Here is a 12392-nt window from a genome sequence, read left to right as displayed (position 1 = left end):
CGCAGCCACCAGGAGCAGCAACCGGAGCGAGCGGCGGACGGTTCCGCCGACAGCAGATGGGGATGTGCCGTGTATCAGCAAATCGTGCGCTGGAACGCTGTTGACTACATCGAAACCGATCACCGGCTGGTCGAGGCGTTGTTCGAGGAATTCGAGCAGACCGCCAACGACGAGGATGCGGCAAAGGTGCTGGAGCGGCTGCTGACCCGCCTGGCCCTGCACGGACAACTCGAACATGCCCTGCTCTACCCGGCGCTGCGCCGCTTCGGCCCGGCCCTGGGCCGCAGCATCGACGAGGCCGAACGCGACCACGCCGCACTGGACGAATGCATCGCCCAGATCCTCGAGGACAATGAAAATCAACGCCCATGCCGGGCGCGCGTGTCGGTGCTGAAGCAGTACGTGTCCGGTCATGTCCAGCGCGAGGAGACCCACCTGCTGCCGATGGCACGGATCTGCGGAATCGACCTGGAGGCGTTGGGTGACGCGCTGTATAGCCGCCATCAGCGACTGCTGGCCTTCGGCCTGGCGCCGGGCGTGTCCGCGCAGGGCGCCGCGCTGCCCGCGCATGCCGCAGTCAGGCCTCCCCACCCCCCCGCCCGACCCATGCACCCATAGGAGCCGTTGATGCCCGATCCATCCGCCTCGGACAAGCAACCGCCGCAGTCGCAAGCCCATCAACCCGGCGACCAGTCGGCGATGCGGCCGACCCCGGAAACCATCCGCGACAGCTATCTCGGCAGTGGCCGGCTCAAGGGCAGGTCCGCGCTGGTGACCGGCGGCGACAGCGGCATCGGGCGCGCCGTCGCGGTGCACTTCGCGCGCGAGGGCGCCGACGTGGCGATTGGCTATCTGGAAGAAACCGAAGACGCCCGCGAGACCGAGCGGCTGATCCGGGCCGAGGGCGCGAAATGCCTGCTGCTGCCGGGCGACCTGGGCGTTGAGGATGCCTGCAGGCAGGCGGTGGCGAAGACGGTGGAGACCTTCGGCCGGCTCGACATCCTGGTCAACAACGCGGCCGAGCAGCACCCGGTGGAGGCGGCCGGCGAACTGACCGCCGAGCAGATCGAGCGAACCTTCCGGACCAACATCTTCGCGTACATCTACATGGCCAAGGCCGCTCTCGAGCACCTGCCCGAGGGCGGCGCGATCATCAACACCGGCTCGGTCACCGGGGTGCGCGGCCACAAGACGCTGCTCGATTACGCCGCGACCAAGGGCGCGATCCATGCATTCACGTTTTCGCTGGCGCAGGCTTACGCCGAGCGGGGCATCCGGGTCAACGCGGTCGCACCCGGCCCGATCTGGACGCCGCTGATTCCGGCGAGTTTCCCCAAGGAGAAGGTCGCCCAGTTCGGCGCCTCCACGCTGATGAAGCGCGCGGGACAGCCGTCGGAACTGGGGCCGGCATATGTTTTTCTCGCCTCGGAGGAGGCCTCGTTCATCACCGGTCAAATCATCCACATCAATGGCGGAGGACACATCAGTGCGTGATCAATATCTGGGAACCGAATTCAAGGCCGTCGCTGAGGAAGCGATGCATCTGGGCATGCGATGCGCGAAAGCGGGTCGCGACTGGCTAACCGGCAGGAGAGACGAGATGGGCCGACGAGATCAAGGTGATGAGCAACGGTATGCACAGGAGGACGCGCGTCGCGGGGGCCGGCAGAGCCAGCACATGCACGGCAGCTCGCCCAACCAGCCGCGCGGGCGCAACCAGTGGAACGACCCCTCCCCGCAGCGCGGCCAGGATGCCAGCCAGGGCAACGACTGGGACCGCGACATCGACGACGTGAGCGGCGGTTCCGGGCGCGAATACGGCCACAGCAACTCCAACGACCGCGGTTACGGGCAGGGCGCGCAGTCGCAACAGGCCGGTGGCGGTTCCGACCCGCGTGCACAGGGCGGCTCCGACATGCCCGGCGCCGGCATGCAGGGGTCCGGCAGGAACCAGGCATACAGCCAACATGGCGAGGATCGCTATGGCGAGGACCGGCTGGGTGGCCGCCAGTCCTTCGATCGCTACGGCGGCGAGAGCCAGGGTTCGGGCGGACGTGCCCACCTACAGGATCGATCGGGTGTCGGCGGCTTTGGCGACTACGGTTCCACCAGCAACCGCAGCAGTGGGTACGGCTCGGTCGGCTCGCAGCACGGCGGGCAGCAGCAGGGCCAGAGCCATCGCGGCCGCGGGCCCCGGCAATACACCCGCTCCGACGAACGCATTCTCGAGGACGTATGCGAACGGCTGACCGATGACCACGATATCGACGCCAGCGACATCGAGGTCAAGGCCCAGAGTGGTTCGGTGACATTGGAGGGCTCGGTGACCGAGCGCTGGATGAAACATCGCGCCGAGGACCTGGTCGATGCCTGCAGCGGCGTGAAGCAGGTCGATAACCGCCTGCGGGTCAAGAGCAGCGCGTCGGGCAGCAACGACGGGCGCTCGCAGGACATCGGCGCGGGTACGCCCTCGGGTGGTTCCTCGTCTAGCGGCCCGTCGTCGAGCGGTTCCTCGTCGACAGGCCCATCGTCGCAACAACCGCATTGATTCGATGCGGCGCGCGGAAGCGTGATCGGGCTACTACGTCGCGACCGTGCATCGTGCCCATGGGGCGCTCCTACGGGGCCATGCCTTTGTAGGAGCGGGCCATGCCCGCGATCGGGCTGCGTCGCGACCGTGCATCGCGCCCATGGGGCGCTCCTACGGGGCCATGCCTTTGTAGGAGCGGGCCATGCCCGCGATCGGGCTGCGTCGCGACCGTACATCGCGCCCACGGGGCGCTCCTACGGGGCCATGCTTTTGTAGGAGCGGGCCATGCCCGCGATGGGGTTACGTCGTCGCCCATGGGTCACTCCTGCAGCAAGCGGTCTGTGCCCGCTGGCGCAGGCCATCCTGTATCACAACCAATATCTCCTCCAGCAAGGCCGGCTTGATACATGCGCCTTAAATCCCGCTTCCGTGGTCTGCTGCCGGTCAGGAGCCGTCCTTTGGAACCCGGACCGTAAACGTGGTCCCTGCTGTTTGCGTGGACTGGAGACTGATCGACCCATGGTGCGCAAGCACGATTTCCCGGGTGATGTATAACCCCAGCCCCAGGTTCTTCTGCGAGGGGCCGTCTCCAGCCGCATGCCTGGCATGGCGGCTGAGCAGATCGAAGATATGCTCCTGTTCGTCTGGTGCTATCGGTTCTCCATCGTTGTGAACCGTCAGCACGATGTCTTGGGGATTCGCAGTAGTGACAACCGACACCTCTCCGTCCTTGCTTCCATGCTGTAGGGCGTTGTTGATCAGGTTCTGATAGACCTGCCCTAGCCTGCCTGCATCCCATCTTCCACGGACATCCCCATCGATCACGCAGCGGATGGTGCGGCCCGGATTGGACAGGCTAAGCTCTTCGACCACCTGCTCGCATACGGCCGCCAGGTTTGTCTCAGCGCGCGATATCGATATACCGCCGCCGATGCGGCTTCTCGTGAAGTCGAGAAGGTTGTCGAGCATTTCGCTCATTCTCGTGCTGCTCCTGAACATCCGGGAACCGAGCTGGATCAGATTGGCATCGGAGTCCGGCGACTGCATGAGATATTCGGCCCCGAGACTGACCGACTGCAAGGGCGTGCGCAGATCGTGGCCGAGGATGCCTACGAATATGTCCTGAGCCTGCCGGACCATAGCGGCGTAGCGACTTACCGACTCGGCAAGCGCCTGGTCGACCGCTTCGTTGAACCGGGTGATATCGCGCGCATGAAAACGCACCACATCCTCGTTTTGATCGGACCAGAGCAGCAGCACGCTCGCGCGCAGCGCCCGATACTCCGATATCAGCTGCTCGATGGTGAACCCGCATTTCAACCGCGTCTCGGCGTGGATTTCGGCCGCGGTGTCGCCGGGCGTTGGCGGAACGTGTCCCTTGGACTTCTCGACGCTCTCCTCGTCGGTTTGCCAGGTTGCGAGGTCCGCCGAGATCACCTTCAACATGTCCTCCGCGTGATCGCGCAGTTCCGCGACGTCCATGACGCCGGTCGTGGGCTCGATCGTTCGCGCGAAGTCTTCCCATTCCTGGAGAATGGGCTCCATGTTGTGCCGGATAAACTCGGATAGCCTCATTGCTGCTCCCTTGCTCATAAAAATACAGCCCTTTTTTGAAGGCACGAACTGCAGGAATACAGCGTAAAGGGCGTGGAATGAGTGAATGGTAGGCGATCTGTGCCATCCGCGAGTACAAGCCGCACCACCGCGCACGCGCGAATTTCGGTCTCAAAGGCGGCCCGCTAGGCTGGCGATCGTGGCAAGCAGCTCTTGCGCCTCGAACGGTTTCGCCACGTGCGCCTGGTATCCGGCCATGATCGCGTGGGTACGATCCTGCGAGCGTGCGAAGGCAGTCAGGGCCACGGCCGGCGTCCGGCCGCCACGTTCGGCAGGACGCCGCCGGACCTCGCGCATAAAGCCGTAACCGTCGGTCCCCGGCATGCCGATGTCGCTGACGATCAGATCCGGTACCTGGTGGTCCAGCCGCGCCAGGCCGCTCGCGGCGTCGTCCGCGGTCACCACCTTCGCGTGTCTCTGCTCCAGCAGGTGGCGAAGCAGCTCGCGCGCGTCGGCTTCGTCATCGACGACCAGCACGGTCAATCCTTCCAGGTTCATTCCCTCGGCCGCGCATAGCGGAAGCTGGGAGGACTCCGCCTGGTCGCTGAAGTTCCGGCTGGGCGCGAGCGGGAGCTCGACGACGAACGTGGCGCCCTGTCCCGCTCCGGAACTGGCGGCGTGGATCGTGCCGCCATGCAGCTCGACCAACTGGCGCACGATGGAAAGCCCCAACCCCAGGCCGCCGAACGCCCGCGTGGTCTTGGCGTCGGCTTGGCGGAACCGGTCGAACACGAACGGCAGGAACTCCCGCTCGATCCCCATGCCGTTGTCTGACACGGTGATTTCAACGTGCGAATTCACCCGCGCCACGACGAGTTCGACGCCCCCGTTCTTGGGGGTGAACTTCACAGCGTTCGACAGCAGATTCCAGATCACCTGCTGCAGCCGGTGCGGATCGCCCTGCACCGGGCCGGCGCGCGGATCCACGATCCTGCGAATGCGGATGCCCTTGGCGTCCGCGGCGGGAGTGACCGCTTCCACGGCCGCCGTCGCCACTGGGGTGAGGTCCGTGGGCTGCACGTCGAGCCTCACGTTGCCTGCCACGATTCGGCTCATGTCGAGCAGGTCTTCGACCAGTTTGGCCTGGGCCCGTGCGTTGCGGCCGATCACATCCGCCCCGCGCGCGACATCCTCGGGTGTGGCGTTGCCGGTTTGCAGGATGTGCGACCAACCCACGATGGCGCTGAGCGGGGTTCGCAGCTCATGCGACAGGGTCGCAAGGAACTCGTCCTTCATGCGGCTCGCGTGCTCGGCTTCCGTGCGCGCTGCCTGTTCGGCCGCAAGCAATCTTTCGCGCTCCTCGGCAGCGCGCTTCACCGCGTCGTAGAGGCGGGCGTTATCCAGCGCGACCGCCGCCTGCCCCACGATGCCGGTGATCACCCGCTCGGTGCGCTCGTTGAAGACGCCGACCTCCGGATGGCCGAAGAACAGGCCGCCGATCACGTCGCCAGCGCGAGAGACCACGGGCACCGCGAGGTAGCTGCGCACGGGCAAGTGCCCTTTGGGCATCCCGCGGTGCGGGCCCCACTGTCCGTAGCGCGGATCTTCCAGTACATCATCGATCCGGATTGGCGCCTCGCCGCGGAAGGTTGGGCCGAACAGCGGCGTCGCCCGGGGGTGGCCGAATTTGCTGAAGGCCTCCCGCGGGGCGCCCGAGAGTGTGTAGAGCATGTACGACTCGCCCTGCTCGTCGGTCACGTTGTAGAAGAACGCGCCGAACTGCCCGCCGCTGAGCTCGGTGGCGGCGTCGGTGATCTGCTGCAGCAGCGTCTGCAGATCGAGCTGCGACACCAGCGCCTGTCCGGTCGAGTTGACGATGTCCAGCAGCCGCATCTCGTCCAGTTGGGCTTCGCGCGAACGATCGAATTCGTCGAGATCGGTATTGGTGCCGAACCAGCGCACGATACGGCCGCGTTCGTCACGGATTGGCACGGCCCGGGCCAGGAACGTGCGATAGCTTCCGTGAGCGCCGCGCAGGGGGTACTCCATTTCATACGGCTCGCCGGTAGCCAGCGCGTGCTGCCAGCGACGCACGACCTGGTCAAGCGCATCGGGATGCACGAAGCGATGCCAGGTGGTGGACTCAGGGGCGCCTTGCGCGATTGCGCCGGTGTACTCGTACCAGCGGCGATTAAACCAGACCGGATTGCCGGCGGCGTCGGCGATCCATACCAAGTGCGGGATCAGGTCGGCGAGGCCGTTGCCATCATCGTAATTTGTCAATGCGACCCCCCCTTTGCTGAATGTCGCAGCCACCATGCCGACCGCCGTGTCATCGGCAGTTGAAACTCGATAAAGTGCAAAGGGTTTGGTACAGCTACTTGAACACCCACCAACTCAACCGATCCAAGCGTGTCCGGTGCCTAAAGCGCCTCGCTGGCCTGCTTACGGCGCAGGCCGTCCTGGATCACCGCCAGGATCTCCTCCAGCAAGGCCGGCTTGACCACATGCGCCTTGAAACCGGATTCGGCGGTCCGCTGCCGGTCCGAATTCTGTCCGTAGCCGCTGTAGGCGATCAGGTACGGGGGATCGGGCTGTGCGCGCAGGGCGGCGGCGACGTCATGGCCCGACAGCGCACCGGGCAATTCCAGGTCGCACAGCACGACGTCGCAGGGCGCTGCTCGGCAAATCGAAATCGCACGCTCGGCATCGGTCGCGATGTCCACGGTGAAGCCCTCCATCCGCAGCAGCACCGCCAGTGCCTCGGCGTTCTCGGCTTCGTCGTCGACGATCAGCACGTGGCCGAGCAGTCGCGGCCGCGACGCGGCCCTTGGGGCCTGCGGTTCCGGTGTGTTGTCGAGCAACGGCAGCCGCACCGAGAAGCACGTGCCCCGCCCCAATCCGGCACTGTCCACCGAGACCGATCCGCCGTGCAGCATCGCGATCTTCTGCACGATGTTGAGGCCGAGCCCGAGGCCTCGCGCGCGCCACGCGGTCGCCTGCACGAACGGGTCGAACAGGCTGGCGCGCACGTCCGGGGCGATGCCTTGCCCTTCATCGGCGACCTCGACCAGCGCCTGGGTGGCCTCGCGGCGCAGCGTGATGCGCACCGCCTGACCCGCCGCGCTGGCCTTGATCGCGTTGGACACCAGGTTGTCGAACACCTGCCGCAGACGGGCGTGGTCGCCCTGCACGAAGCACGGCGACGGGCCGGTCGGCGGCAACAGCCGCACCGCCTCGCCCTCGGCCTTCAACAGGTTATCCATCCGCACTTCCTGCAGTAGCACCATCAGGTCGGTGGGCTCGCGGCGCAATTCGATCTTGCCCTGGGTGACCCGCGCGGTGTCGAGCAGGTCGTCGACCATGCGCTGCAGGTGGCGGCTCTGCCGGCCCATGGTGGCGAGCGCCTGCGAGCGCTGCAGCTCATCGATGTCGGTCCGCGTCAGCAGTTCACAGGCGGTGGTCACGCCCGAGAGCGGATTGCGCAGCTCATGGCTGAGCACGGCCAGGAACTGGCTGACGCGCTGGTGGGCTGCGGCCAGGGTTTCCAGCGCGCGCTTCTGGTCCTCGATGTCGGTGCTGGCGCCGTACCAGCTGCGGATCCGGCGCGGCTGGTCGCGCGGGCCTTCCTCCTGCAGCCCGTAAATGGGAATGCCCTTGACCATGTGCCAGCGGTATTGACCGTCGGCGCGGCGGAACCGCAGCTCCAGGTTCAGCGGCTCGCCGCCGGCGATCGCCGACTCCCACGCGACGGTGGCCTGCGCCAGGTCGTCGGGATGGGTGACCTGCTGCCAACCGGTATCGCCGCCCAGGCCGGTGTATTCGTCCCACAGCTTGTTCTGGTAGCGGATACGCCCATCCGGATCGGCCATCCACACCATGTTCGGCAGGTTTTCCAGCAATGCGCGCTGTTCGGCCTCGGCGCGCTGCAGCTGTCCCTCAACCAGCCGGCGGTCGTGCACGTCGCGCATGGTGCCGATCCACTCCACGGTCGCGCCGCTGGCGTCGGGCACCGGCACCGCACGCACCGCCATGTGGCGATATACGTTGCCGTGGGTGCGCGCGCGGTACTCGATCTCCACCGAGCGGCCGGTGGCGCGGGCGCTCTCCCACGCGCCGCGTACCTGTGCGACGTCGTCGGGGTGCACCGCACCGAGCCAGCCGGTGCCGCGATACTCCTCGCGCGACTGGCCGGTCAGCGTGTCCCAGCCCGAAGCGTCGACCATGTTGCCGTCGCGGTCTGCATGCCAGACGATCGCCGCCGATGCCAGGACCAGGCTGCGCAGCCGCCGCTCGCTGGCAGCGACCTGCTCGGCGGCGCGGATGCGGTCGCTGATTTCGTGGGCGTGCACCACCACGCCCTCGACCTCCTCACCGCCGGGCTGGTGCGGAACGTAGTGCACATCGAAATGGTGGGCCTCGCCGGCGCGGTCGAACGTGGCGGGGAAGCGCACGGTCTCGCCCGCGAACGCCCGGTCCAGGTAGGGCGCGATGACCTGGAGCATCTCGGGCTCGTGCACCGCGGCCAGCTTGGCGCCCTGGATGTCCTTGCCCGGATACCACACCTCGTACAGGCGGTTGAACAGGCGGTAGCGCCGGCCGCGGTCGAGGTAGCCGATGAAGGCGGGGATGCGGTCGATGATCGAACGCATCAGCAGGCGCTGGGTGCGCAGCGTGGTGTCGATGCGCTTGCGCTCGGTGACGTCGACCGCAAGCAGCGCGACCTCGTCCTCGGCCACGACCACGGCGGTCAACAGCAGCCAGGCGGTGCTGCCGTCGGGCCGCAGCACCTGCACTTCGCGCGGGCCGTAGACGCCGGTGCGCTGCAGGGTCTGGCGCAGCCCCATCGGCGAAGACGCATCGGGCAGCCGGTCCCAGTGCAGGGACTGGTCGAGGTCGGCCTCGCCCAGCAGCATGCGCCGGAAGGCCCGGTTGCCGAGCCAGCGCTGGCCGGGCAGGTCGGTGAAGCAGATGCCCCACAGATCGGTCTCGAACACCGCGCGAAGTTTCCGTTCGCTCAGCGCCAGGGCAGCCTCGTGCTGGTCCGAACGCCGGCGGATGAACAGCAGCCGCCCCAGTGCATCTTTGGACGAGCTGCGCAGGCGGATGCTGGTGACCGCCAGCGAACCGATCGCCGGCAACGGCGCATCGATCACCACCGTCGCCAGGTGCGCCCCGCCGCCTGCATCCGGGTCGGGCTGGTCGAATGCTGCCGCGTGCAGGCCGGGCACCAGTTCGGCGATCGCCCGCCCCTGCGCGTGGCGAGCCGACACCCCGAGCAGATGCTCGGCCGCGGGATTGAAGTAGCGCACGCGTTCGGCGTCGTCGATCGCGATCACGCCGTCATCGATGCCGCGCAGCACCGTGGCCAGATGCGCCTGCCGCTCGATCGCGACCCGGCGCTGCTCGCGCGACTGCGAAATCAGCAGCACCACCAGGCTGGCGATCACGGTGAACACCACGATCCAGGGCGGATCGCTGTCGAGGCCGGCCTGCGGCACCAGCCACGCGACCGCCAGCACCGCCACGATCGCGGCGAACCCGCCGCGCCGCCCGGCAAGCACCGCCGCGGCGATCACCGCCAGGTAGCACACGCTCATCGGCAGCACGCCGCCGGCGTTGCGGCCGTAGTAGGCGTACAGCGACGCGGCGATCGCGACCAGGATCAGCGCGACGACGATGTCCCTGAGCCATAACCACGACGCGGCCGCGCGTTCGTTCATCGCTGCGTTGGCTGATTACCCGGGTGGGCGCCGGAGGGCCGCTCGCCCGGAACGCCGCTGACGGATGACCGATCGCAGCCGGGCTGAGCGCTCAACAGTGCCGCCGAGCGGCGGCAGGCACCCTCCACGCGATCGAGGTTGACCCGCGCCTGATCGACCTGCCCCGCGTCGAGCAACGACCTGGCCGCGGCCGCGGCCATCGTCGCGGTGTTGACCTCGTTACGCAGCCGGTGCACCCACTGCGTAAAGGCGGTCACCTCAGGCGACGGCGGATCTACCATCAGCCCTCCGCCGTCGGCGCGTTGCCGCGCAACCGCGCCAACTGGTTGTGGATGGTGCGCACGCTGACGCCCAGCGCCTCGGCGGTGCGGGTGCGGTCGTTGTCGAAATGGGCCAGCGTCTTGAGCAGCATCTCGCGCTCGATCTCGGCATAGCTGGTGCCCACGGTGAACGAGACCGTGGTCGCGTCATGATGCACCGGGGCACTGCGGCGATAACCCGTCGTCACCTTGACCTCGTGCCCGCTGCTGACCAGGAACGCTCGCTGGACCGCGCTGCGCAGCTCGCGCACGTTGCCCGGCCAACGGTGCTGCAGCAGCACCCGGTCGGTGCCCGGCGCGAACCGTTTGGCGATCTCGTAGTGGGCGTTGAGCCGGTCCAGGAAGAACTGCGCCAGCAGCACCACGTCGCGGCCCCGCGAGCGCAGTGGCGGCAGTTCGACGTGGAAGTCGGCCAACCGGTAGAACAGGTCCTCGCGCAGTGCGCCGGCCTCGACCGCGGCCATCGGCTCGCGGTTGGTCGCCGCGACCACGCGCACGTCGGTGTCGATGCCTTCGCTGCCGCCGACCCGCGTCACCGTTGCGGTCTCCAGCACGCGCAGCAGGTAGACCTGCAGCGACGGCGGCATCTCGGTGATCTCGTCGAGAAACAGGGTGCCGCGGTTGGCCTGCTCGAAGAACCCGACGTGCCGGGTGGCCGCACCGGTGAAGCTGCCGCGTTCGTGGCCGAACAGGTGGCTGGCGAGCAGGTCCGGCGCAATCGCGCCGCAGTTCACCGCCACGAACGGCCCGCGCCGCCCGCTCTGCTCGTGCACCGCACGCGCGACCAGTTCCTTGCCGGTGCCGCTTTCGCCGGAGATCAGCACCGTCACCTGGGTCGGCGCGACCCGGCCCAGTTCCTGGTGCAGGCGCTGGATGGCGCCGCATTCGCCGATCATGCCGGCGCGTTCCACCGGCACCCGGGTCGTCTGCGCGCGTGCCGCAGCCTGCGACAGCAATGCCTCGAACTGCTCCGGGCATAGCGGCTTGATCAGGTAGTCGACCACCGGCAGCGATACGGCCTTGGCGGCTGACTCGACCGACGGCTGGCCGGTCACGACCGCGATCTGGCCGTGCTCGAGCAGGTCGAAATCGTCCAGCAGGTCGAACCCGCTGCCGTCGGGCAAGGTCAGGTCCAGCAGCATCAGGTCGAGGGCCGGCAGATGCGTGAACCGCCGCGACTGCTCCAGGCTGTGCGCCATGTACGGGGTGAATCCGCGCGCGCGCGCGAAATCGGCAGCCGCCTGTGCGAAGTCGTGGTCGTCATCGACGATCAGCAGAGTCGGACTGTGCTGCGGCATTCCATCCCCTCCCATCAGTGTCCATCCGAGTACGCGAGGCTAGGCGGCGACGGGTTAATAACGTGTCTTTGCCAACGCTGAAAAACGCTCCGGCCGCGTGAAATCGCTGCACTTCCGTGAAGAACTTTTTGCCCGAGCCGCCGGGCCCGACAGTGCATGCCGGGCTGCTGACGGGAACGATTCTTGCGCCACTCCCGCCGGGTCGGTCTGCCGCTCACGTTGGCCTGCCCTCACGTTGGTCTGCCCCTCATGTTGGCCTGCCCACGTGGGCTGTCCCCGGCGGCTGCAAGCCCTTCCCCTCCTCCCGAACCCGGAGATCCCATGAAAAAGTTAAGTACCTGTCTGGCCGTCAGCGGCGTGCTCGCCGCCAGCGTGGTCGGCGCGTTGATGCTGGCTTCGCCCGGCCCGACCACGCGGGCGCGCCGCCAGTCGCCGCGGCCCGGCCTGGCCTTCCATGCAAAGGCGTTGCGTGCCGGCGTGGCGGCCGTCGCCGCGGGCCGGCTTGCGCAGGAGCGCTCTAATGACGAGGAGTTGCGGCGCCTGGCCGAGCGCATCGAGCAGGACCACATCGCCTCCAATGCAGCCCTGGCCGAAGCCAGCGGCCTGCCGTCGAGCGAGCCGGGACTGGCGCACCAGATCCGGCTCGACCGGCTCGAGCGCCTGTCGAGCGACGCGTTCGACCCTGCCTGGCTGGAGCACATGCATCGTGGCCATGCCCAATCGATCGCGCTTTACCAGCGGGCTGAACGCACCGCCACCGAGCCGCAGACCCTCGCCCTGGTCGAGGACGCACTGGGCATGCTGCGAGGCCACACCGAGCAGATCGATGCTCTGCTGGCGACGGTGCGACCCGGGATGCACGGCGGAGCTCCAGACCACGAGCTCGGCCAGACCAACCCGGAGGATGCGGACGATGCCGGCCCGCAGCCGGGCGCGCTGGCGCACTAGTCACGATTCCAGATCGGGC

Annotated in this window: 9 protein-coding genes; 4 read left to right on the top strand and 5 right to left on the bottom strand. The window is 67.6% G+C overall.

The features are described 5' to 3' along the window. Nucleotides 1-69: 69 nt before the first annotated feature. The 3 genes from ACJQWL_RS10460 (at nucleotide 70) to ACJQWL_RS10450 (ending at nucleotide 2548) form a co-directional block, all read left to right on the top strand. Complete coding sequence (locus ACJQWL_RS10460) at nucleotides 70-618, top strand: hemerythrin domain-containing protein (protein ID WP_332702293.1); 549 nt, start codon at nucleotides 70-72, stop codon at nucleotides 616-618. A gap of 9 nt (nucleotides 619-627) precedes the next feature. Further along, nucleotides 628-1494 carry an SDR family oxidoreductase gene (locus tag ACJQWL_RS10455; RefSeq protein WP_332702295.1) on the top strand — a complete coding sequence of 289 codons (867 nt, stop codon included), beginning with the start codon at nucleotides 628-630 and terminating at the stop codon, nucleotides 1492-1494. A gap of 184 nt (nucleotides 1495-1678) precedes the next feature. After that, nucleotides 1679-2548 carry a BON domain-containing protein gene (locus tag ACJQWL_RS10450; protein ID WP_411300887.1) on the top strand — a complete coding sequence of 290 codons (870 nt, stop codon included), beginning with the start codon at nucleotides 1679-1681 and terminating at the stop codon, nucleotides 2546-2548. Nucleotides 2549-2974: 426 nt separating this feature from the next. On the opposite strand, the gene ACJQWL_RS10445 is transcribed toward ACJQWL_RS10450, so the two are convergent. From ACJQWL_RS10445 to ACJQWL_RS10425, 5 genes are all read right to left on the bottom strand, one after another. After that, on the bottom strand, nucleotides 2975-4123 hold the full coding sequence (locus ACJQWL_RS10445) for an ATP-binding protein (RefSeq protein ID WP_411300886.1): 1149 nt from the start codon (nucleotides 4121-4123) through the stop codon (nucleotides 2975-2977). Nucleotides 4124-4255: 132 nt separating this feature from the next. Beyond that, on the bottom strand, nucleotides 4256-6403 hold the full coding sequence (locus tag ACJQWL_RS10440) for a hybrid sensor histidine kinase/response regulator (RefSeq protein WP_411300885.1): 2148 nt from the start codon (nucleotides 6401-6403) through the stop codon (nucleotides 4256-4258). A 104-nt stretch (nucleotides 6404-6507) separates the two neighbouring features. Continuing rightward, complete coding sequence (locus ACJQWL_RS10435; protein ID WP_332702303.1) at nucleotides 6508-9807, bottom strand: PAS domain S-box protein; 3300 nt, start codon at nucleotides 9805-9807, stop codon at nucleotides 6508-6510. Then, entirely contained in the window at nucleotides 9804-10088 is a 285-nt protein-coding gene (locus tag ACJQWL_RS10430; protein WP_332702305.1) for a hypothetical protein, read from the bottom strand. Before ACJQWL_RS10430 ends, ACJQWL_RS10435 begins: the two co-directional genes overlap by 4 nt. After that, nucleotides 10088-11425 carry a sigma-54-dependent transcriptional regulator gene (locus ACJQWL_RS10425; RefSeq protein ID WP_332702307.1) on the bottom strand — a complete coding sequence of 446 codons (1338 nt, stop codon included), beginning with the start codon at nucleotides 11423-11425 and terminating at the stop codon, nucleotides 10088-10090. Before ACJQWL_RS10425 ends, ACJQWL_RS10430 begins: the two co-directional genes overlap by 1 nt. 321 nt (nucleotides 11426-11746) lie before the next feature. Here ACJQWL_RS10425 and ACJQWL_RS10420 point away from each other — a divergent pair, with 321 nt between their 5' ends. Beyond that, nucleotides 11747-12373 (top strand): DUF4142 domain-containing protein, encoded by a 627-nt coding sequence (locus tag ACJQWL_RS10420; protein WP_332702309.1) that lies wholly within the window; start codon nucleotides 11747-11749, stop codon nucleotides 12371-12373. Nucleotides 12374-12392 lie beyond the last annotated feature (19 nt).

It is taken from the genome of Novilysobacter viscosus (assembly GCF_046600715.1).
Lineage (GTDB): Bacteria > Pseudomonadota > Gammaproteobacteria > Xanthomonadales > Xanthomonadaceae > Lysobacter_C > Lysobacter_C viscosus.
Note: the sequence above shows the minus strand (reverse complement) of the source record. Positions and strands in the feature narration are given on the sequence as shown.